This window comes from Sulfitobacter albidus (genome assembly GCF_018200035.1).
GTDB lineage: Bacteria > Pseudomonadota > Alphaproteobacteria > Rhodobacterales > Rhodobacteraceae > Sulfitobacter > Sulfitobacter albidus.
Genome location: NZ_CP073581.1, coordinates 2435669 through 2457668 on the forward strand (window position 1 = coordinate 2435669; position 22000 = coordinate 2457668).

Below are 22000 nucleotides of genomic sequence, written 5' to 3' on the forward strand. Positions count from 1 at the left end.
TTTAAGCAGTCTTCGCGGTGCTCGTCTCGAGCATTCCCGGGTCTTCAGGGCGTTCATTTTCCATTGCTGCTACCATGGGTAGTTACATCATTCAAAAAATATATGAGGCGCGGAATCACCAAAAGACCATGGTTATTGGGCGATTAAGTTTTGCAAAATGACGCATTCGCGCTTTTTGAAATTAGGCGGATATGCGCCAATTCGAACACTGTGAATAACACGAATTCAAACAGCCGGGAAAAGATGAACCCCGCAACCTGTTTTCTGCTTCCGAGCGCCCGCCCAAAAAGCGCAGGCAACTCAGATGAGACTCGCTGATCGATCCGCGGCAATCGGCGGGCCCGGCGGAACCCTGACATCGCCCCCGCAGGTTCAGCGATCAACGCCAACAGTGCAGGCTTAGAATGGGCGAGAGCGCCCCGATACTTTACGATTTGTATGAAGGTGGCGGACCGAGGAGGATTCGAACCCCCGACCCCCTGATTCGTAGTCAGGTACTCTATCCAGCTGAGCTATCGGTCCACGTGGGTGTGATTATGCGTGCTGCCTGCGACTTGCAAGCCCTTCTTGCCGGGAAATCCGCGCTGAGCGCAAATTTTCACAGCATGCCGTCCCCTTTGGGAAGGGTGATTTCGAACTCGGTCCCGGCGGCGCCGGTAGAGACCAGCCGGATCGTGCCGCCATGCCCCTTGATCAGCTCTGCCGAAATCGCGAGACCCAGACCGGACCCCCCCTTGCGCAAGGACCCCTGGAATGGCGCGAAAAGCACTTCCTGTGCCTTGCCGGGAATGCCCGGTCCGGTATCCCGCATGGTGATCTGCCAGTTCCGCTCGCTCTCACGCGCGGTGACCGTGATCGTCCCCCCCTCGCCCGCTGCAACCAGCGCCTGACGGGCGTTGCGCAAAAGATTGCCCAGAACGCGGTGCATCTGCTCGGGATCGGCGCGCAGTTTCAGCCCGGCAGGCACCTCGTTGATCAGCGCGACCTCGGAGGTGCCGACGGCCAGACGTTCGCCTTCCATCACCTCCTCGACGATGTCCGCCAGCGGGAATACCGTCAGCGTCGGTGTAGGCTCTTCCGCCTTGCCAAAGGCCAGGGTGGATTCGCACAGATGCACCGCACGGGTTATCGAGCCGACAAGCTTCGGCGCCATACGCGCAACGACAGGGTCTTCGGACATCTCGATCCGGTCGGTAAAGAGTTGCGCGGAGGTGAGGATGTTGCGCAAATCGTGGCTGATCTTGCTGACGGCGCCGCCGAGCTGGGCCAGGCGTTCCTTCTGGCGCAGCGCACCGGTCAGCTCGGTCTGCAGCGATTTCAGCGCCTCCTCCGCTTCGCGCACCTCGGTGATGCCGGCCGATGGAACGATCTTGCGGCGCGCGTCCTCGGGGGCGGCGGCGTAGCGCTGCATATGCCGCACCAGCCGCTTGATCGGCACCACGAGCAGAAAGCGCATGGCGACAAAAAGCAGGACCGCCGTGACCACGGAAATGACCGCGGACAGCACCAGAATGCGCAGACCGTAGTCGATCATGGCACGGCGCATTGGCTCCGTCTCCATCGTGACCTCGATCAGCAGGCCCGCATCGCGCACCGGTGCGCCGATCACCCGGATGACTTCATTCTCCGACCGCGCCATACGCCGGATGGCATCCCCGATCAGCGTCAACGCATCGTTTTCCCGCAAATCGACGGTGCCCGAGATCACCTGCGGCATGGGCGAGGCCAGCACCAGCTGCCGCACCTCATCGCGGCGCAGCACTACGTTGAAAACCTCTGCGTTGCGCAGCAGCTCTGCCTCCAGCGCATCGTCGAGCATGTCATCGGCCAGCAGCGCCAGCGACGCGATCTGCGCGCGCTCCAGCCGGTTGAGCATATAGTCTTCGCGGAAGCGCGCGATGGAAGGCACAAAGATCATGATCTCGGCGATCATCACAAAGATCGTCGTCAGGATCAGCAGCCGGCCCGAAAGTGAATTGATCATGCGGCGCCAGATCCCCTGCGGGAGGGCGGGAGGGGCGTCGCCGCAGGCGCGCGTCTCCCCGGCCTCACGGCACGAACCGTTGTACGAAACCAACCACCCGCTTGACCATCGCGCTCTCGAACAGGCGCGGGCTGAAATAGGCACCGGCCGCGCGTTTGTTGACCTCACCGATGGTTGGGTAGGGCGCGACCATGGCGGCGATCTGGCTCATCTTCATGTTGTTGGCCAGCGCCAGCGCCCACAGGTTGATCAACTCGCCCGCCTGATAGCCGACGATGGACACCCCGACCGGGCGTCCTTTGACCACCATAACCTTGATGAACCCCTTGGTCTTGCGCTCCGCGATCGCGCGATCGTTGTGGGCGTAGTCGAACCGCACCACTTCCAGCGCGGATCCGTGTTTCTTGCGCGCCTGCGCCTCCGTCAGCCCAACCTGCGCCAGCTCGGGATCGGTGTAGGTCGCCCAGGGAATATGCGCGGTCTTTGCCTTGGACGGCAGGCCAAAGAGCATGGACCGGATGATGACGCCCGCATGATACCCCGCAACATGGGTAAACTGCAGACCGCCCGCAACATCCCCGATGGCATAGACCTTGCGATTGGAGGTGCGCAGACTGTCGTCAACCATGATTCCATTCCTGGAGGGCTTCACGCCACCGGCCGCCAGATCCAGCTTGTCCACATTCGCCTTGCGCCCCACCGCCATCAGCAGATGCGACCCCTTGAAGACGCGCCCGTCCTTCGCCTCTACCTCGATGGCACCGGCCTTGCCCCGGATTTCCGCAGCCAGCGCGTCTTCGGCGATCTCGACGCCCTCGTCGCGCAGGGAATCGAGCACCACCTTCGCCAGTTCCGGATCGTCCTTGCCCAGCGCCTTATCGCCCTCGATCACAGTGACCTTGCTGCCCAGCCGGATGTGGGCCTGCGCCATTTCCATCCCGATGGGACCACCGCCAATGATCAGCAGATGCTCGGGCCGCTCGCGCAGATCGAACAACGTCTCGTTTGTCTCATAGGGCACGCTATCGAGGCCGGGGATCGGCGGCACCAGCGGTGACGAGCCCGTCGCGATCACGATGCGCCGCGCCTTGATGACCGTATCGCCTGCCTGCACCTCGTCGTGGCTGATGAAGTGGCCGTATTCACGGATGACCCGCACGCCAAAGCCCTCGAACCGTTCCTGGCTGTCCACCGGCGCGATGGTGGCGATCACGTCGGCCACGTGATCCTTGGCGGCAGCGTAATCCACGGCGCCCGCAACATTCTCGACCCCGTAGGCCTGTGCGTGGCGCTGGCCGTAAGCCGCCTTCCCGCTTGCGATCAGCGCCTTGGAGGGCACACAGCCGTAGTTCAGGCAATCGCCCCCCATCTTGTGACCTTCCAGCAGGGTCACATCCGCGCCCATCTGTGCAGCCCCAGCCGCTACGGACAATCCGCCCGAGCCTGCGCCGATGATCAGGATATCCGTCTTGATCCGCTTCATTTCAACAAATCCTTCTTGCCGGTCACGGCCTTGATGATCACGGGCAGCAGCGACAGCGCGCAGAGCCCGAGGATGGGCAGCAGGATATGCGGCTCAAAGATAATGCCAAGGTTTGGCGTCTCGCCACGGGCGAAAACTTCGCCCAGGCCCGCGCCGACCGATGTATAGACAAGGCTGCCGGGGATGATGCCCAGAAACGTCGAGACGGCGAATTTCCACAGGGGCACACCCAGAAACGCCGGGATCAGGTTGGCGACAAAGAACGGCACCGCCGGTACCAGCCGGATAAAGAACAGCATCGACCATTGGTTCTCGTCGATGCCCTTCTTGATCTTCGACACCATCCCTTCGGAGGCATCCATCCGCTCCTTGAGCTGTTTGCCCAGCCCCATGCGCGCGGCCTGAAAGATCAGAACCGCGCCGATGGTCGCCCCGATCACGTTAAACGTGGCGCCCAGTGCCGTGCCGAACAGAAACCCGCCCGTCAGGGTCGCAATCGCCGCCCCCGGCAGGGAGAACGCCACGATCACCACGTAGGCCGCGATGAAGGCCAGCACGGTCAGCGCATAATTGCTGTCGCGAAACGCGATCAGCGCCTCACGGTTGTCGCGCAGCGCATCAAAGCTGAGGTAGTCGCGCAGGAAAAACGCTCCCACCAGCGCCACGGTGGCGATCAGGGCAATCGGGCCATAGCGGGCCACGGCGCTTTTGGGTTGCTCGTTGGCTTCTGTCATATCCGTCATTTCCGGCGCTCCTTCAGGGTGCGGTGTGTTAACCCCTAGATGACGCCTTTGGCCCTGCGGCGACAGGCGCCTCACGGGCGCTTGATCGGAAGTGTGCGCCATCGCCGCCTTTCGGCTGAATATGTCACGGATTGAAACATAACCCAGCCCTGCCGCGCGGATTTTATTGCAGGAATGGGTCAAATTGGCCGGGCGGGGGTTTGACTTGCCCCCATATCCTCTTTAGAGGGCAGGTCTGAATTGACCCAAAGGCCCGCGAATCCGCGGCCCCGACCCAGCATTGACGGAGACGGAGCGATGAAACGCACCTACCAACCCTCGAACCTTGTTCGCAAGCGCCGCCACGGCTTTCGTGCCCGTATGGCGACAAAAGCAGGTCGCAAGATCCTGAACGCGCGCCGCGCCCGTGGCCGGAAATCGCTGAGCGCTTAAGCGCCGCCGATTGTCCCGACATGCTGAAACCGCCGCAGACGCCCGCCCCCGACAGATCGGAGAGCGCAGCGCCTGCGGCGGTTTCCGCGTGTCCGCTGCCGACTGTGACGCAGCGGCGCGATTTTCAGCGCGCCAACCGCGCCCCGCGCGTGTCGACACCCGCATTCGTGCTGCAAATGTCTCCCACGGCGCCGGAGGGCCCGGCCCGCGTCGGGTTTACATGCTCCAAAAAAGTCGGCAACGCCGTCGCCCGCAACCGGGCCAAGCGGCGCTTGCGCGAGATCGCGCGGATGCGGCTGCCCCTGCGCGCCCTGCCCGGCCACGATTACATCTTTATCGGGCGGCGCGACGAAACGGCGGCGCGCCCCATGCACCAGATGCTTGCCGATCTCGACCGGGCGCTCGACACGCTGCACGGGCGCAAGGGGTGAGCCCGCTGGCCCATCTTCTGGCCCTCCCGATCCGCGCCTACCGGCTTATCTTCAGCCCCTGGGTCGGATTTCACTGTCGCTACCAGCCCACCTGTTCTGCCTACGCGATGGAAGCGCTGGCGAAACACGGCGCTCTGCGTGGCAGCCTGCTTGCCGCGCGGCGCATCGGGCGGTGCCATCCCTGGGGCGCGGACGGATACGATCCCGTCCCCGAACGCAAGGAGCGCTGATGGAACGTGGGTTTTTCAAATGGCTCTGGCGCTTTAATGGCTTGGCCATCGCCGCAGGGGTCACGCTGATCCTCGCGTTGCTTGCGGACGAGGTGCTGCGGGATCTGCGCCGCGCCTTCTTTCCGCGCAATGTGACGAACACTCTGGCCGTTGATCCGGCACTGCCCGCCGGCGAGACCGTGGCCGAGACACCGCCGGAGACGCGCCGCATCGGTGCCCCCTTTGGCCCCACCGGCCAGCGCCACATCGCGGTGCCGATCATCGTCTCGCAGACCCTTGCGCACCGCGGCATCTCGAAAGGCAGCAGTGGCAATACCGTCGATTACCGCATCCTGGATACGCAAACCGGGCAAAGCCGCGCCCTCTTTGGCGCTGGCGCCCGGCTGATCCTCGATACGCGGCAGATCTATGCCCCGGACAGCCGCAACCGACCCCTCGGGATCGTGTTGAGCGTGGTTGAAACCGACAGCTCCGGCGACGGTCGCCTGTCGGCGTCTGACACGCAGGCGCTCTACATCACTACGCGCGACTGGACCGCGCCTGTGCGCGTCCGTGGCGGCCTCAGCGCGATCACCGCGCTGGACGCGACGCCCACCGAAATGCGCGCAATCGTGAAAGAGCGGGGGAGCTACACCGCCCTTATCATCGCCCCGGATACCGGAGAGATCCTGAGCGAAATACCGATCCCCCTCGACTAGGGCTTTTCGAAGGTGATGATGACCTCACCGATATCGACGCCGTATTTCTTCATGTAGGCACGATTCAGCACGGTGCCGCCGCCCAGATCCCACATCCAGTCGTTGAAATCGACGCGCAGCGTGCCGTCTGGCACCGGAAGGTCGATGCGGTAGGTCCAGTTGAAGGTATCGCCCCGCTCCTGCCCGCGGGCGGTGCCGATCACACCGGCTGCGGTGCCTTCCCACGCCTGATCCGCGGTGATCGGTCCGGTCTTTTTCAGCCGCCAGATCCGCTGCTCGGTGGAGCCATCGGCGTAGGCGAAATCCTCGATGAGCGTCAGCGTCTCCCCGTCCCAGCGGCCCTGAATATCCACATCAAACCGGCGACGCACAGTGCCGAACACATCCTGAAACTGCCCCTTGGCGGCGATGTGGCCGTCAAAATACCGCTCCAGATCGAAATCCCGTTCCGACAGCTTGGCGTCGTCGAGCGCGGGTTTGCCTACGCACCCCGCCAACGCCAGTATCGCCACACCCAACCAGACCCGCATACTCATCACTCCCAAAGGCTTCCCCCCAAAGCTAAGCTGCGCTAGGGAAAATCAACCGTTGCCCGGAGATCCGACATGCTCGACCAGCCCGATGAGATCCACGCCCTGTTTAAGGGCGCCCCCCAGACGACTGAATTCAAAAAGCTGCGCAAGCGCCTCGTGCGCCAGACCCGCGAGGCGATCGAGCAATACGGCATGGTGCCCGATGGCGGACCCAAACCGCGTTGGCTGGTGTGCCTGTCGGGCGGCAAGGACAGCTATACCCTGCTCGCCGTTCTGCACGAGTTGCAATGGCGCGGGTTGCTGCCCGTCGATCTGCTGGCCTGCAATCTCGATCAGGGCCAGCCGGGGTTTCCGGCAACCGTGCTGCCGGAATTTCTGGAGCGTATGGGCGTGCCGCACCGGATCGAATATCAGGACACCTATTCCATCGTGATGGACAAAATACCCGCCGGGCGCACCTTTTGCGCGCTGTGCTCGCGACTGCGGCGCGGCAATCTGTACCGGATCGCGCGCGAGGAGGGATGTTCGGCTGTCGTGCTCGGCCATCACCGCGATGACATCCTCGAGACATTCTTCATGAATCTCTTTCACGGAGGACGGTTGGCGACGATGCCGCCCAAGCTGGTCAACGAAGAAGGCGATTTGTTCGTGTACCGCCCGCTCGCCCATGTCGCAGAGGCCGATTGCGAAAGATTCGCCACCGCGATGAAATATCCCATCATCCCGTGCGATCTGTGCGGCAGCCAGGACGGGCTGCAACGCCAGCAGGTCAAGGCAATTCTGGACGGGTGGGAAGCCAACAGTCCCGGACGGCGCCAGGTAATGTTCAAGGCTTTGACGAACGCCCGGCCCTCGCATTTGCTGGACCCAGACCTCTTTGATTTTGCCGGACTTTCGCTGGATCCTAAAAATTAGGTAAAATACGCCCCAAAATTCGTGAACTGTTAACCTCTGGGACGGATGTTCCCCGTAGAGTAGCATGACCGGCGCACGTGGGGATGCCCCGGTCTGGAGGGGCGCTGTGAATTTCACGGGTTACAAGCCGCGCGCGTTGCGCAAACGCATTTTCGAGGTTCTGACAGGTCCGCCGGCGCTTGCCTTTGTGCCGGCATTGTCGCTTGCGGCCTTCTGGTTCGGGGGCGAGGGCGCGTTGCTCGTCGTGGCGGCGCTGCTGCCGGTATTCTATCTGCTCACCGCTACCGGCCGGAAGGATGGCGCGCGGCGAGGCGCGATACAGGTTCCGCTGGGCCGCGCACAATTCGAGGACGGCGTCGCAGAGCGGCGCAAGCAGATCACGGAGTCCGGTCAATCCGGATGTCTCTATCTGATCGAGATTGATCAGCTGCAGGACCTGATCAGCCAGCATGGTGCCGCGGCCTGCGATCACGTGATCGACCGGGTGTCGGACCGCCTGATCGGCGCGGTGCGCGCCGGTGACCTTGTCGGACGGCTGGACAAGGGAACCTTTGCGATCTGCGCCGCCCCGCTGGCACAGCATTCGCTTGAGATGTGTATCCAGATGGCCGTGCGCCTTCAGGCTGCGGCGGAGGATGCGATTGCCGTCGACGGAACCGTGATCTATCCCGGTGCAAGCGTCGGTCTGTGTCAGGCGAGCCGTGCGCCCGGCACGGACGGCACCGCCTGGCTGAACGCCACCCAGGACGCGCTGCAGCAGGCGCGCGAGCGTGGCGGCTCGGCCATGCGCGCCTTTACCGGTCAACGGACGCGGCAGGCCAGCCCGAAAACCGAACTGAAGGACGAGGTGGAGGCCGCGCTTGGCAATGGGGAAATCCTGCCCTGGTTCCAGCCACAGCTCTCGACGGAAACCGGCCGCATCTCCGGCTTTGAAGCGCTGGCGCGCTGGGTACATCCGACCCGCGGCGTGCTGAGCCCGGCGGAGTTCCTTCCGTTACTGGAGGAGAACAATCTGCTGGACCGCCTTGCCGAAGTCATGATGCATCACAGCCTCAAATCGCTGAAATCATGGGATAGATCAGGCCTCGATGTGCCAAGCGTCGGGGTGAACTTTTCGGGCAGCGACCTTGGCAATCCGCAACTTCTCGAAAAGATCGAGTGGGATCTCGACCGGTTCGAGCTCACACCGGAAAGGCTTACCGTCGAGGTGCTGGAAACAGTCGTGGCGAGCGCGCCTGACGATATGGTCGCGCGCAACATAAAAAAGCTCGAAGAGATGGGATGCGGCATCGATCTGGATGACTTTGGCACCGGCAATGCGTCTTTCCTTGCAGTGCGACGCTTCAAAATCCGGCGCCTCAAGATCGACCGCAGCTTTGTCAGCCGGGCAGATCGTGACCCCGAACAGCAACGTCTCATCGGCGCGATGCTGACAATGGCCGAGCGGCTGGATCTCGAAACCCTCGCCGAAGGGGTGGAGACCGCAGGTGAGCACGCGCTGCTCGCCCAGCTTGGCTGCCACCATGTGCAGGGTTTCGGCATCGCCCGCCCGATGCCTTTTGACCAGACCGCCGCCTGGATCGCGCAGCATACGGCGAAGCTGCACGACGTGCCGCAGATCGTGCAACGCCAGCAGAAATAGGCGCGAAACCGGCTATTTCACAGGTGCCGCAGGTTCCCAGCGGCCCGAATCCGCTTGACCTTTCCGTGTCTAGGTTGTGTACCCGGCGGACATGTTTCAGTCAGCAGGTGACGGCGCGCAATGGACGATCAAAACAAGAATCTCATCATCGCAACGGCGCTCAGCTTTGTGGTCATTCTCGTGTGGTTCGTGCTGTTCCCTCCCCCCGAACCCGACACGCCGCTGGATGCGACAAGCACCGAGTTGACGCCGCAGGGCGACACGCTCGCCCCGCCCACAGCCACCCCGCCCGCGGGCACGCCCGCCACAACGCAAGCCGCCGACGCGGCCCCCGCAGCCATCGAAACCGCGCCCCGTGTCGCCATTGAAACCGATCTGCTGACCGGTTCGATCTCATTGCTGGGCGGACGGATCGACGAATTGTTCCTGAAAGACTACCGCGAAAGCCTTGAGGACGACGCGCCAATCGTCGAGGTGCTCGCGCCCGTTGGGCAGCCCGACGCACAATACGCGCTGCACGGCTGGGCCGCCGCGTCCGGCGTGGCCGCCGACGCGGTCCCCGGGCCCAACACCGAATGGACCCTGAGCAGCGGCGAAACCCTTGGCGTCGACAGCCCGATCACCCTGTCGTGGGACAACGGGGCGGGCTTGCTGTTCAGCAAGGAAATCTCGGTTGATGATGCGTATATGTTCACGATCATCCAGACGGTCAAGAATACCGGCGAGGCCGCGGCCTCCATCGCGCCCTACAGCATTCTGGCCCGCCACGGCGAACCAACGGATCTCAAGAATTTCTTCATCCTGCACGAGGGCGTCGTGGCCATGGCCGACGGCGAGTATTCGGAGACCAATTGGGATGATATGCCGGAATTTGCGTTCAACCAACGCGCCGGCGCCCGCACCGAAGAGAACAACATCACCGAAAATGGCTGGATCGGATTTACCGACCACTATTGGATGAGCGTTCTGATCCCCACGCAAGGATCGCCCTTCAAATCCGTCGCCAAATACGACGAGCGGCGCGATATCTACCAGACCGAAGCCGTCATGCCCGTGCAGACCGTCGCCGCAGGCGAGACGATCACGGCGCAGACGCAGTTCTTTGCCGGGGCAAAGGAATGGGAAGTGCTGCGTCAGTACGAAGATCAGGGCGTTTATAACTTCATCGACGCGATTGACTGGGGGTGGTTCGCCTTCCTGACCAAACCGATTTTCTGGCTGCTGCACCAGTTCAACATCCTGATCGGCAACATGGGGATAGCGATCATCGCGCTGACGCTGTTCATCAAGGCGCTTTTGTTCCCGCTGGCCTATAAATCCTACGTCTCGATGGCCAAGATGAAAGAGCTTCAGCCCAAGATGGAGAAGCTCAAGGAGCAGGCCGGCGACGATCGCCAGAAGATGCAACAAGGCATGATGGAGCTCTACAAGAAGGAAAAGGTGAATCCCGCCGCGGGCTGTTTGCCGATCCTGCTGCAGATCCCGATCTTCTTCTCGCTCTACAAGGTGATCTTTGTCACGATTGAGCTGCGCCACGCGCCGTTCTTTGGCCCCTTCCAGGACCTCAGCGCGCCCGACCCAACGTCGATCTTCAACCTCTACGGGCTGCTGCCCTTCGCCTCGCCAGAACCGGGCACGATCATGGCGCTGATCTTTATCGGGATCCTGCCGCTGTTGCTGGGCATTTCGATGTGGCTGCAGCAAAAGCTGAACCCGGCGCCCACCGATCCGACGCAGCAGATGATCTTTGCCTGGATGCCCTGGGTGTTCATGTTCATGCTCGGCAGCTTTGCCAGCGGGCTGGTCGTCTACTGGATCGCCAACAACACGATCACCTTCACGCAGCAGTACCTGATCATGCGCAGCCAAGGCTATAAACCGGACCTGTTGGGCAACATCACCAGCAGCTTCAAACGCAAGAAGACCGGGGAAAAGGCGGAAGCCAAAAAGTGAGCCATGTCACCGCCCTCTGGCGCCACCCGATCAAGGCGCACGGGCGCGAGGCGCTGGACCGCGTGACGCTGATCAAGGGGCAGGCGATGCCCTTCGACAGGCTCTGGGCCGTGGCACACGACTCCGCAAAGGCGCAATCGGGGGAATGGGCGCCCTGCGCCAATTTCAATCGCGGCGCCAGGACGGCCGGCCTGATGGCAATCGACGCCACACTTGACCCGGCATCGGAAGAGATCACCCTGCGACACCCCGATCTGCCGGACATCACCCTGCACCCCGAACGGGACAGCGCGGCCCTGCTCGACTGGGTGAGGCCCCTGTGCGATCCGCAGCGCGGGCGACCTGACCGCGTCATGCGGTTGGAGGGGCGCGGCTATACCGATACGCCTTTCGCCTCGATCTCGATCTGCAACACGGCCTCGCACGCGGCGGTGGAATCCCTCGCCATGGCGCCCCTTCAGCCCGAACGCTGGCGCGGCAACATCTGGATCGAGGGGCCCGCCGCGTGGGAAGAATTCGATTGGATCGGTCGTGACGCCCGGCTGGGTACCGCGCGCCTGCGGATCGAAGAACGGATCACGCGCTGCAAGGCAACCACGGTCAACACGCAGACCGGCGCGCGCGACGTCGATACGCTTGCGGCCTTGCGAATGCTCGACCATCAGGATTTCGGCATCTACGCCACCGTGGTCGAAGGCGGTGATATCGTCCTTGGCGACCGATTGGAGCTGATCTGATGCACCTACCCTTCCCCGTTGCCGATGAACCCGACGCGCAGACCGCCGAACAGGGCCGCCTGTTGTTCGCGGGCGAGACCGAGTTTGTCAAAGGCGTTGTCGCCATGTCGGGCCTGCCCGATGCTGACCGGCTCGAAGTGTGCTTTGCCGGGCGGTCGAACGTCGGGAAATCCTCGCTGATCAACGCGCTGACGGGTCGCAAGGGTCTGGCACGCGCGTCCAACACGCCCGGCCGCACCCAGGAGATCAACTATTTCACCGCCGGCGACGATCTGTATCTCGTGGACCTGCCCGGCTATGGCTACGCCAACGCGCCGCTGCCCGTGGTCGAAAAATGGCAGCGCCTGCTCAAGCAATTCCTGCAAGGTCGCCAGACCCTGCGCCGCGCCTTTGTTCTGATCGACGCGCGCCACGGCGTGAAAAAGGTCGACGACGAGATCCTCAGCCTGCTCGACAGCGCGGCGGTGACATTTCAGGTGGTCGTGACCAAGGCCGACAAGGTCAAGGAAAAGGACCGCGAGAAGATCCTCGACCAGATCCGCGGCGCGCTCAGCAAACACCCCGCCGCCTACCCCGAGCTGATCGTGACCTCCTCGGAAAAAGGGTGGGGCATCCCCACGCTGCGCGCCATCATTGCCACCCTCGAATAAGCGCCTATGATCGCGCGAGCTTCGGGAAACAGACAATGAGACATCAGGACATGAACCGCGATTGGGCATCCACGGCGACCACGCTTGCGCAGGCGCTCCCCTTCATGCAGCGCTACAACGACGCGACGGTGGTGATCAAGCTGGGCGGTCACGCCATGGGCAGCGACGAGGCGATGGCCGAATTCGCCAGCGACGTGGTGCTGATGCGGCAGGTGGGCGTTAACCCGGTGATCGTGCACGGCGGCGGGCCGATGATCAACAAGATGCTCGACCGGCTGGATATCAAATCGGATTTTGTGAACGGCAAACGCGTGACGGATGCCGCGACCATGGAAGTGGTCGAAATGGTGCTGTCGGGGCTGGTAAACGCGCGCATCGTGCAGGCGATCACCGCCCAGGGCGGGCGCGCCGTTGGTGTCTCGGGCAAGGACAGCGGCCTGATCATGTGCGAGGCCGAGGATCCGGCGCTGGGTCTGGTGGGCAAGCCCACAACGGTGAACCCCCGCCTGCTGCTCGATCTTGCGGATAAGGAGCTGATCCCTGTGATCGCGCCCCTCGGCATGGGGCGCGGTGGCGAGACCTACAACATCAACGGCGATACGGCGGCAGGGGCGATTGCGTCCGCGCTCAAGGCCGACAGGCTGCTGCTGCTCACGGATGTGTCGGGGGTCAAGGACGCCGGCGGCGCGCTACTGACCGATCTGACGGCGGCGCAAATCCAGCAGATGACCGCCGAGGGCGTGATCGCGGGCGGGATGATCCCCAAGACGCAGACCGCGCTTGATGCGCTGGAGGCCGGGGTGCGCGCCAGCGTCATCCTCGATGGTCGCGCGCCGCACGCCTGCCTGCTGGAGCTGTTTACCGAACACGGAGCCGGTTCCATCATCCGGTCGGCATGATCGACCTTGCCCCCCTGTGTGCGCCGCATGGGTTGATGCCCATGGGCGCGCTGCACGAGAATGGGCGCACGATTGCGCTGATCGGCGCAGATACAGGGTTTTGGGAGGCCTTTTCAGACAGCGCAGAGGCGCTGGATGGCGGGCCAGACCCCATCGACCGCTGGTCCACGCGCGTAATTCCGGAACTCGCGCGCGGTGCCGGGGCAGATGGCCACGAATTTCCCTTCGGTGGCCCGCCCTTTGCGCCATACATCTCATGGGCCAAGGCCACGCGTGAGGCGTTCTCAAGCCCCACCGGCATGCTCGTACACACCCGCGCGGGGCTGATGATTTCCTACCGCGGCGCGTTGATCTGGGATCGGGAACTGCCGCTCGCCCCGCCCGCGTCCCCCTCACCCTGCGATCCCTGCGCCAGACCGTGTGAAACCGCCTGCCCCGTCGGCGCGCTCTCGCCCGATCATTTCTACGACGTTCCGCGCTGCAAGGCGCATCTGGCGACGCCAGAAGGGGCCGAATGCCTCAATGGCTGCCTCGTGCGCCGCGCCTGCCCCATTTCGCAATCGTTTGACAGGCCGCAGGCCCAATCCGCGCATCACATGCGCTATTTCATCGGAGAGATGTCGTGAAACAGCTGATCCTGATGCGGCACGCAAAATCCGACTGGTCCGCCGGGTCGGGTAGCGACATCGCAAGACCGCTGAACGCGCGGGGCCGCAAAAGTGCGGCGGCGGTTGGCGCATGGCTTCGCGAAGGGGGCTTTACCCCGGATGCGGTTCTGTGTTCGGCGGCAACGCGCACGCAGGAGACGCTGGAGCGGCTTTCCCTGCCCGGCAAGCCGCAGATCACCGTGACCCGCGATCTCTACCTCGCGGAACCGATGGTTATGCTCGCGATGCTTCAGGCAGCCGAAGGCGACAGCGTGCTGATGCTGGGCCACAATCCCGGCAGCGCCGCTTTTGCCGAGACGCTGCTGGAAACGGCCCCGCAACATCCCGATTTTCATCGCTTTCCGACCTGTGCCACGCTGGTGGCGCGCTTTGATATCACAGAATGGGCGGTGCTGACGCCCGGCACCGGCACGCCACAACAGTTCATCGTGCCACGCGAGCTGACGGACTAAGGGCGGAGGTTTCCCTCCGCCCTTGCCAATTCAGTGACCCAGGATCTGGCTGAGGAACAACTGCGTGCGCGGGCTCTGCGGGTTGTTGAAGAACGCCTCGGGCTCATTCTGCTCGACGATCTGGCCCTCATCCATGAAAATCACACGGTTGGCGACCTGACGGGCAAAGCCCATCTCGTGGGTGACGCAGAGCATGGTCATGCCTTCCTCGGCCAGCTCGATCATCGTGTCGAGCACTTCCTTGATCATCTCGGGGTCAAGCGCCGACGTCGGCTCATCGAACAGCATGATGCGCGGCTTCATGCACAGTGAGCGCGCAATCGCCACACGCTGCTGCTGGCCGCCTGAGAGCTGGCCGGGGTATTTGTTGGCCTGATCGGGGATCTTGACCTTTTCGAGGTAGTGCATCGCCACCTCTTCGGCTTCCTTCTTGGGCGTCTTGCGCACCCAGATCGGCGCCAGCGTCAGGTTCTCAAGGATCGACAGATGCGGGAAGAGGTTGAAGTGCTGAAAGCACATGCCGACTTCGGATCGGATCTTGTCGATGTTTTTCAGATCCGACGACAGCAGCGTGCCATCCACGGTGATCGAGCCTTGCTGATGCTCTTCGAGCGCGTTGATGCAGCGGATCAGCGTCGATTTACCCGAGCCCGACGGCCCACAGATCACGATGCGTTCGCCCCGGTAGACGGTCAGATCAATGTCGCGCAGCACGTGGAACGCGCCGTACCATTTGTTCATCTTAGTGATGTCGATCGCGACTTCGTCGGAGACTTTCATTTGTGCGGTTTCAGCCATTGCGCGGCCTCCTATCTGTGATCTGTCGCAAGGCGGCGTTCAAGCCACTGCGAATATTGTGAGATGCCGTAGCAAACGACAAAGAAGACGACGCAGGCAAAGCCCAAAAGCTCCCAGTAGACGCCGTTCCATTCGGTTGAGGCGAGGATCGGACCCCGGATCATGCCGAGGATGTCGAACATCGAGATGACCGAGACCAGCGTGGTATCCTTGAAGAGCCCCACGGCGATGTTGACGATACCGGGAATTGAGATCTTCAACGCCTGCGGCAGGATGATCAGCCGCATCGCCTGCGGGTAATCAAGGCCAAGGCTGTCGGCGGCCTCGTACTGCCCCTTTGGCAGCGCGGCCAGCCCGCCGCGGATCACCTCGGCGATATAGGCCGAAGAGAACATGGTGATCATGATCACCACCCGCAGGAACAGATCCACGCCGGAGCCGGGCGGGAAGAAATAGGCCAGCATCACGTTCGCTACGAACAGCAGCGTGATCAGCGGCACGCCACGGATGAATTCGATGAAGATGATGCAGATCCATTTGATCAGCGGCATCGAGCTTTGCCGCCCCAACGCCAGCGCAATCCCGATGGGCAGCGACAGCGATACACAGGTCAGCCCCAGCATCATGTTGAGCATGTAGCCGCCCAGATCCCGCGAGGGGATCGCCAACAGGAACGGATCCTCGGGCGTGATGTACGGCAGCACGAACCCGGCGAGATACCAAAACACCAGCGCCGCCGCGATCCCGCCGAAAAATCCCAGCGCAAAGTTCTGCGCGACAAACCGGGCGTAGACAAGATAGCCGACCAACACGCCAAGCAGGGCCACGATCGGTACAAAGATCGTGCCGCCCCAGATCAACCAATAGGCGGCAAAGGGAAACAGCCCGGTGATGATCAGCAGCTTGCGCGGCAAATCAAAGAACAGGACCGGTGCCAGCGCCACCAGCATCAGTACAAAGGCGACCAGTACGCGCCAGTATTGATCCGATGGATAGGTGAAGCCAAAAAGAAGCTGGTTCCAGCGTTCCGTCAGAACCGAGAAACAGGCGCCCGTTGTTCCCTGCAACACCTCGCGGCATTCAGCGAGGCTCGACGTGGTCCAGACGCCGTTCAGGATCCACGGCAGCGTGGCCGCGAGGATCAGGTAGATCACGTAGATCGACACGATGGTCAGGATCGCGTTCGGTACTGTGGCAAACAGGTTCTCGCGCATCCATTTTACCGGCCCTGCCGCGTTTGAAGGGGCGGGCGCGGGAGGGATGGATGTCTTGCGGACGAAGGCGACGGATTGTGCGTGTGTATCGCTCATCTCAGCGCTCCTTCAGCTTAACGGCGTTGTTGTAGACGTTCATGAAGGCCGAGATCAGCAGCGAGATGATCAGGTAGAAGGCCATCAGCAGCAGCACGCATTCAATCGCGCGGCCCGTCTGGTTCAGGGTGATCCCGCCCAGTGTCGCGGTGATATCCGCGTATCCCACGGCAATCGCCAGCGACGAGTTCTTGGTTATGTTGAGATACTGCGAGATCAGCGGCGGGATGATGACTCGCATCGCTTGCGGCAGCACCACCAGGTTCATCACCCGGCCGGGGCGCAGGCCCAGCGCCGACGCGGCCTCTGTCTGGCCCTTGGACACAGCGAGGATGCCCGCGCGCACGTTCTCGGCGATAAAGGCGCCGGTGTAGATCGACAGCGCGAACCACAGTGCAATCAGCGGGCCACCGATCTTGAGCCCACCGGCAAAGTTGAAGCCCTTGAGCGCAGGGATGTCCCACGACAGGCCAAGGATGAAAAGCACCACGATCACCGGCACGAACCACAGCGCGAGGTTTATCCAAAGCGTGTTGGGCCGGATTCCCGTGGCCGCTTGCGTGGCATTGGCGCGTGCGGTGACGGCGCGTGTGGCAAAGAACGAGCCAATCAGGGTGGCAATCACCAGCGCCCAGTTGACCCAGCTGCCGTCCGCACCGCCAATACCGCGCGTAAAGAACGGACCGGGGACGTAGACCCCGCGATTGGTGAAAGCAAAGAGGTCGAGGATCATGCGTGCGTCGGGATCATCGCCACGGAAGGCCCTCGGGCCCGGCATCACGGCGATCATGATGGTAAAGATGATGATGATCCAGATCAGGACCGGAATGTTGCGAAAAATCTCGACGTAGAAGGCCATAAGCTTGCGCACGAGCCAGTTGTTCGACAGGCGCAGCACCCCCGCGATCACGCCAAAAACGGTCGCGGTGATACAGGCAAGGAAGGCGACCAGCAGCGTGTTCAGGATCCCGACGATCGCCGCGCGAAAGTTCGTGGACTGGCTGTTGTAGTCGATGAGCGTCTGGTTGATGTCATACCCCGCCGGGGCGCCCAGAAAGTCGAACGCAATGTTCAGACCTGCCTGGCGCAGGTTCGCAGCGAGGTTGGAATAAAGGTAAAACAGCGTCAACGCGAGTACGATCGCGGCAATGACCTGCAAGGTCGCCGACCGGTAGCGCGTATCGTTCAACAGCATGGACAGCCGGAACGCGCCCTGTTGAGGGTCCGTTGTTGTCGACATGAAATGTTCCCCGTGTGCCCGGCCCTTGAAATGCGCGTTTTCGCGTCTGGTGCCGGGTCGATTGTCTGATCGTCAGATGCGCGAAGGGCGCGGAACGATCCGCGCCCTCCGGCAGAGTTCTTAGCGGAACGGTGGGCTGTAGAGCAGGCCGCCGTCGGTCCACTGCGCGTTCAGACCACGCGCCAGACCGATTGGGGTTTCTTCGCCGATGTTCTGGGCAAAGATTTCGCCGTAGTTGCCTTGGGTTTCGATTGCGCGCTTGGCCCAATCCGCGTCCAGACCCAGCATTGCACCCAGATCGCCTTCGGTGCCCAGCAGGCGGGCGACTTCGGGGTTGTTGGTGTTGGTGGCCATCTCGCCGACGTTGACGGAGGACACGCCCAGCTCTTCGGCTGTGATCAGCGCGTTGAGTGTCCAGCGCACGATGTCGCCCCACTCGTTGTCACCGTGACGGACCAGTGGGCCCAGCGGCTCTTTGGATACGATTTCGGGCAGCAGCGTGTGATCGCCGGGGTTCTCGAAGGTCGCGCGTGTCGCGGCCAGACCGGAGGCATCCGTCGTGTAGACGTCGCAGGCACCGGCAAGGTACTGCTGCTGCGCTTCGGCGTTTGTCTCGATCGGGACGGGCTCATAGCTGATGTTGTTGGCGCGGAAGAAGTCCGCGAGGTTCAGCTCGGTCGTTGTGCCGGTCTGGATGCAGACGGTCGCACCATCCAGATCCTTGGCCGAGGACACGCCCAGCTCTTTGGGAACCATGAAGCCCTGACCGTCGTAGTAGTTCACGCCGGTAAATTCGAACTTCAGATCGTTGTCGCGCGAGAATGTCCATGTGGTGTTACGGGCCAGCATGTCGATTTCGCCGGACGCCAGCGCGGTAAAGCGTGTCTTGCCGGTTGTGGGCACGAATTCAACGGCGTTCGGGTCGCCCAGAACCGCAGCGGCGACCGCGCGGCAGACTGCGACGTCGAAGCCTTTCCATTCACCGTTTGCGTCAGGCGCGGCAAAACCGACCAGACCGGTGGTCACGCCGCAGTTCAGTGTGCCGCGCGCTTTAACGTCGTCAAGCGTGGCAGCTGCTGCTGCACTGGCGGACAGACCTGCGACGGTCAGTGCGCCAAGAATATATGATTTTTTCATTGTTACCTCTTCCTGATTTTCCACCATGTTTGAGGTGGAGGGTAGCCGATGCTTTGCGCACCGGCGGCGATACCGTGCGGGTCACCCCGCATAGTGGCGCTTACCTTGGGCGGATTCCCGCAAAGAGGTCAAGGGCCGCTGCCCGAAAAACCGGCACTCGGGACGGTTTGACCCTGGGTAAAGCACACGGAATGGTCACTGGCGCGCGCGCGCCAGATCAAACATGCGTTTTGCGTGCAAAAAGGCGTCGCGTTTGACGGCGGCCATCTCGGTCGCCTCTTCGTCCTCACCCCATTGTTCTTCCTGCCAGATCTCGTCCAGACGCGACAGCGTCCAGAGCGCGTCCGCATCCCGCGCGTCAAGTGCTGCGGCAAATCCCAGCACAAGCGAGCCGGACAGGCTCACGAGGTCATGAAACGCCGCAAGTTCAAAGTCGTCCAACGCATGGGTGCGTGCGCGCAGTCTGGCGAGCGTGTCGGGGTCCTGCGGGACGTGCATGATGCCGACACGGGGGTGCAGCCGTGCCCCAAGCGTGTCCGCCGCCCAATCGAGCATCGGATCCCACTGCGCCGCCTGCCGCGCGACCAGCCCCTCGGGGCTGTCGGCACGGTAGCACAGAAGATCGCTGTCACCGTAGGCCGCGAGCAGATCGGCCACTTCGTCGTGCTGCGTCGCCACCTTGTCGATCGCTGAATTCGCCGTTTTTGTCACCGGCATCGTGTTGGGATTGATGATATCTTCCTGCGCGTCCCACTCGGCGGCAATCGCCTCGGCCATCTTCCTTGTCGGCACCAGCAGCGCCCGCTTGGCCGGGGTTTTCACCGCCCGCCCGTCCAGTTCGATGCCAAAGCCGCCGTCGCGGGGCAGCACGGCGGAGGAGGTCCAGAAGCGTTTGGCTTTCCAGTCGCTCATGTCGTCATTCCTTCCAGATATCTTCCAGCAGCGGCGGCAGGGCCGCAAAATCCTCGATCAGATGGGTGGCGGCGCCCAGCTGCGTGCGGTCATGGTAGCCCCAGCTTACCGCGATCCCGGTGATCCCCGCGCTTGCCGCCATTTCCATGTCATAGCTTGTGTCACCGACCATGACGGCATGGACCGCCTCCACGCCGGTCTCGCTCAGCGCGGCCTCCAGCATGGCGGGGTGCGGTTTGGAGGGGTGCGTATCGGCCACCTGCTGGGTCACGAACAGCCCCTCCAGCGCGTGCCCCTCGATCAGTTTATCGAGGCCCCGGCGGGATTTGCCCGTCGCCACGCCCAGCAGCACCTCGGGCTGTGCGTGCAGCCGCTGCAAGGTCTGAAGCGCACCGGGATACATCGGGGAGGACTCCGCCGCCCCGCGCGTGGCGCGCAGCTGCATATAGGCGGCCTTGTACCCCTCGACGAGCCGCCCGTGCGTCGCCGCATCTGCCTGTGGCACCAGCCGGGGCATCATCACGTGCAGCGACAGCCCCACCTGCGCCAGTACGGTCGCGCGGTCCGGCATCGCCAGATCCTCGGCCGCAAAGGCAAGCGTCATCGCGCCGATGATGTCGGCCTGACTGTCGACCAGCGTGCCGTCGACATCAAAGATCACCAACCGCAGGGGCGCGTCGCTCATCCCCATTCTTCCTCGAACGGATCGGCGGGCACGTCGGAGGGCTGCCATTGGAAGGTGTCCCACGTGCGGGCCATGTGATCGGGCAAGGGCGCGGTGAGGTTCAGGATCGCGCGTGTCACCGGATGCTCGATCTTGAGCGAGCGGGCGTGCAGGTGCAGCTTTTTGCTGATCTCGCCCCCCAATTGCGCGCCCCAACCGTCGCCAAGGTTTTCCTGGCTTGAGCCGCCGTATTTCCCATCCCCGACAATGGGATGCCCGATCTCGGCCATATGCGCGCGCAGCTGGTGGGTGCGCCCCGTCACCGGGATCAGCGCCATCCACGCAGTGCGGCTGCCCGCGACCTCCAGCGTCGCGTAGTCGGTCGTCGCCCGCTTGGCGCCCGGTGTGTCGTCGATGTCGCGGGGGTGCACGGCGACCATCTTTTCGCCCTCCCCGCGCGCACCGTGACCGCCGGCCTTGACCAGCCCGAATTTGATCGTGCCATCGCGCGGATGCGGCACGCCCGCGACCGCGGCCCAGTAGATCTTGCGCGTCTCGCGGTGCCGGAAATTCGCGGTCAGCGTCTTGGCCGCCGCGCGGGTGCGCGCCAGCAGCAACACGCCCGAGGTATCCTTGTCGATGCGGTGCACCAGACGCGGGCGCTCGTCATAATCGAACATCAGCGCCTCGCTCAGCGCATCCACATGCCGCTCACCCATACCGGAGCCACCCTGCACCGCCAGGCCGGGCGGTTTGTTGAGCGCGATCACGTCGTCGTCGCGGTAGATCACGCAGCCCCGGATCATCTTGGCATCCGCCTCGCTGATGCCCTTGCTGGTGGGCTTGGGCGCGGCACTGTCGGGGAGCGGCGGGATGCGGATCTCCTGCCCCTCTTCGACACGGGTGGCGCCCTTGACGCGGCCCCCGTCGACGCGGATCTCACCCTTGCGGCACATCTTGTCGATGCGGCCCTGCGGGATATGCGGGAACTGGCGTTTGAACCAGCGATCCAGCCGCTGATCCCCGTCGCCCGCCGCCACCGTGATGGTCTGAACCCGGCTCATGCAAATACTCCTCTGGCGAGCCACAGGCCCGCCACCAATCCAAAAATGCTCAGCCCCACGCTAAGCGCCACATAGGCCGCCGCCGCCCCGATCTGGCCCCGCTCGAAAAGTGTCACCGTCTCGAGCGAGAAGGCCGAGAATGTCGTGAACCCGCCCAAAAGCCCCGTCATCACAAAGGGGCTCAGATGCGTCAGCCCGCGATGCGCGGCGGCGACCACAAAGACCCCCATCAGAAACGAGCCGATCACATTGACCGTCAGCACCCCCAGCGGAAAGCCACCGGCGCCTGTCAGGCGCAGCACGCCCACGCCCAGGAAAAAGCGGGCCGCGGCGCCGATGGCACCGCCCAACGCGACAAGGGCAGCCGTGGAAAACATGCGCCTCCCATCACGGCTGGGGCGCAAAATGTCAAGCGAGCGCGCATT

24 protein-coding genes and 1 tRNA gene are annotated in these 22000 nt (G+C 63.1%); 12 read left to right on the plus strand and 13 right to left on the minus strand.

Annotated elements, in window-relative coordinates; translation table 11 throughout:
- Positions 1-445 precede the first annotated feature (445 nt).
- From KDD17_RS11835 to KDD17_RS11850, 4 genes are all read right to left on the minus strand, one after another.
- Positions 446-522: transfer RNA gene (locus KDD17_RS11835), tRNA-Arg, on the minus strand.
- Between the two features lie 76 nt (positions 523-598).
- Positions 599-1984, minus strand: coding sequence for a sensor histidine kinase (locus tag KDD17_RS11840; RefSeq protein ID WP_212703848.1), 1386 nt, complete (start codon positions 1982-1984; stop codon positions 599-601).
- A gap of 64 nt (positions 1985-2048) precedes the next feature.
- On the minus strand, positions 2049-3467 hold the full coding sequence (locus KDD17_RS11845) for a dihydrolipoyl dehydrogenase family protein (RefSeq protein ID WP_212703849.1): 1419 nt from the start codon (positions 3465-3467) through the stop codon (positions 2049-2051).
- A complete protein-coding gene (locus KDD17_RS11850) occupies positions 3464-4201 on the minus strand; it encodes a TVP38/TMEM64 family protein (RefSeq protein WP_431358154.1) in 738 nt (245 codons plus the stop codon). The genes KDD17_RS11845 and KDD17_RS11850 overlap by 4 nt, the downstream gene beginning before the upstream one ends.
- A gap of 306 nt (positions 4202-4507) precedes the next feature.
- On the opposite strand from KDD17_RS11850, the gene rpmH reads away from it, so the two are divergent.
- From rpmH to KDD17_RS11870, 4 genes are read left to right on the plus strand one after another with little or no spacing between them, the layout of a single operon-like run.
- Positions 4508-4642, plus strand: coding sequence for a 50S ribosomal protein L34 (gene rpmH, locus KDD17_RS11855; protein WP_005980833.1), 135 nt, complete (start codon positions 4508-4510; stop codon positions 4640-4642).
- Between the two features lie 23 nt (positions 4643-4665).
- A complete protein-coding gene (gene rnpA, locus KDD17_RS11860) occupies positions 4666-5073 on the plus strand; it encodes a ribonuclease P protein component (RefSeq protein ID WP_431358155.1) in 408 nt (135 codons plus the stop codon).
- On the plus strand, positions 5070-5303 hold the full coding sequence (gene yidD, locus KDD17_RS11865; RefSeq protein ID WP_212703852.1) for a membrane protein insertion efficiency factor YidD: 234 nt from the start codon (positions 5070-5072) through the stop codon (positions 5301-5303). Before rnpA ends, yidD begins: the two co-directional genes overlap by 4 nt.
- On the plus strand, positions 5303-6001 hold the full coding sequence (locus tag KDD17_RS11870; protein WP_212703853.1) for a hypothetical protein: 699 nt from the start codon (positions 5303-5305) through the stop codon (positions 5999-6001). Before yidD ends, KDD17_RS11870 begins: the two co-directional genes overlap by 1 nt.
- Here the strand turns inward: KDD17_RS11870 and KDD17_RS11875 are convergent.
- Complete coding sequence (locus KDD17_RS11875; RefSeq protein WP_254796786.1) at positions 5998-6531, minus strand: DUF3833 domain-containing protein; 534 nt, start codon at positions 6529-6531, stop codon at positions 5998-6000. The genes KDD17_RS11870 and KDD17_RS11875 overlap by 4 nt on opposite strands.
- A gap of 75 nt (positions 6532-6606) precedes the next feature.
- Between KDD17_RS11875 and ttcA the strand changes: the two genes are divergently transcribed.
- From ttcA to KDD17_RS11915, 8 genes are all read left to right on the plus strand, one after another.
- On the plus strand, positions 6607-7449 hold the full coding sequence (gene ttcA / locus KDD17_RS11880; RefSeq protein ID WP_212703855.1) for a tRNA 2-thiocytidine(32) synthetase TtcA: 843 nt from the start codon (positions 6607-6609) through the stop codon (positions 7447-7449).
- 106 nt (positions 7450-7555) lie between these two features.
- Positions 7556-9091, plus strand: a complete 1536-nt coding sequence (locus KDD17_RS11885) for a GGDEF domain-containing phosphodiesterase (protein WP_254796787.1) — start codon at positions 7556-7558, stop codon at positions 9089-9091.
- Positions 9092-9211: 120 nt separating this feature from the next.
- On the plus strand, positions 9212-11044 hold the full coding sequence (gene yidC, locus KDD17_RS11890; protein WP_212703857.1) for a membrane protein insertase YidC: 1833 nt from the start codon (positions 9212-9214) through the stop codon (positions 11042-11044).
- The gene (locus KDD17_RS11895) at positions 11041-11781 is read left to right on the plus strand and encodes an MOSC domain-containing protein (protein WP_212703858.1); all 741 of its coding nucleotides are present in this window, start codon (positions 11041-11043) and stop codon (positions 11779-11781) included. Before yidC ends, KDD17_RS11895 begins: the two co-directional genes overlap by 4 nt.
- Positions 11781-12431, plus strand: coding sequence for a ribosome biogenesis GTP-binding protein YihA/YsxC (yihA, locus tag KDD17_RS11900; RefSeq protein ID WP_212703859.1), 651 nt, complete (start codon positions 11781-11783; stop codon positions 12429-12431). Before KDD17_RS11895 ends, yihA begins: the two co-directional genes overlap by 1 nt.
- Positions 12432-12466: 35 nt before the next feature.
- Positions 12467-13330, plus strand: coding sequence for an acetylglutamate kinase (gene argB / locus KDD17_RS11905; RefSeq protein WP_212703860.1), 864 nt, complete (start codon positions 12467-12469; stop codon positions 13328-13330).
- Positions 13327-13956, plus strand: a complete 630-nt coding sequence (locus tag KDD17_RS11910) for a ferredoxin (RefSeq protein ID WP_212703861.1) — start codon at positions 13327-13329, stop codon at positions 13954-13956. The genes argB and KDD17_RS11910 overlap by 4 nt, the downstream gene beginning before the upstream one ends.
- Positions 13953-14450: a SixA phosphatase family protein gene (locus tag KDD17_RS11915; protein ID WP_212703862.1), complete on the plus strand. Its 498-nt coding sequence runs from the start codon at positions 13953-13955 to the stop codon at positions 14448-14450. Before KDD17_RS11910 ends, KDD17_RS11915 begins: the two co-directional genes overlap by 4 nt.
- A 30-nt stretch (positions 14451-14480) precedes the next feature.
- Here KDD17_RS11915 and KDD17_RS11920 read toward each other — a convergent pair whose 3' ends face one another.
- From KDD17_RS11920 to crcB, 8 genes are all read right to left on the minus strand, one after another.
- Entirely contained in the window at positions 14481-15248 is a 768-nt protein-coding gene (locus KDD17_RS11920; protein WP_212703863.1) for an amino acid ABC transporter ATP-binding protein, read from the minus strand.
- Positions 15249-15259: 11 nt separating this feature from the next.
- A complete protein-coding gene (locus tag KDD17_RS11925; protein ID WP_212703864.1) occupies positions 15260-16558 on the minus strand; it encodes an amino acid ABC transporter permease in 1299 nt (432 codons plus the stop codon).
- Between the two features lies 1 nt (position 16559).
- Positions 16560-17798 carry an amino acid ABC transporter permease gene (locus KDD17_RS11930; RefSeq protein ID WP_212703865.1) on the minus strand — a complete coding sequence of 413 codons (1239 nt, stop codon included), beginning with the start codon at positions 17796-17798 and terminating at the stop codon, positions 16560-16562.
- A 120-nt stretch (positions 17799-17918) separates the two neighbouring features.
- Positions 17919-18935: an amino acid ABC transporter substrate-binding protein gene (locus KDD17_RS11935; RefSeq protein ID WP_212703866.1), complete on the minus strand. Its 1017-nt coding sequence runs from the start codon at positions 18933-18935 to the stop codon at positions 17919-17921.
- Between the two features lie 195 nt (positions 18936-19130).
- Entirely contained in the window at positions 19131-19847 is a 717-nt protein-coding gene (locus KDD17_RS11940; protein ID WP_212703867.1) for an ATP12 family chaperone protein, read from the minus strand.
- 4 nt (positions 19848-19851) lie between these two features.
- Positions 19852-20532 (minus strand): HAD-IA family hydrolase, encoded by a 681-nt coding sequence (locus KDD17_RS11945; RefSeq protein WP_212703868.1) that lies wholly within the window; start codon positions 20530-20532, stop codon positions 19852-19854.
- Complete coding sequence (locus KDD17_RS11950; RefSeq protein ID WP_212703869.1) at positions 20529-21575, minus strand: RluA family pseudouridine synthase; 1047 nt, start codon at positions 21573-21575, stop codon at positions 20529-20531. The genes KDD17_RS11945 and KDD17_RS11950 overlap by 4 nt, the downstream gene beginning before the upstream one ends.
- A complete protein-coding gene (crcB, locus tag KDD17_RS11955; protein WP_212703870.1) occupies positions 21572-21952 on the minus strand; it encodes a fluoride efflux transporter CrcB in 381 nt (126 codons plus the stop codon). The genes KDD17_RS11950 and crcB overlap by 4 nt, the downstream gene beginning before the upstream one ends.
- Between the last annotated feature and the right edge of the window lie 48 nt (positions 21953-22000).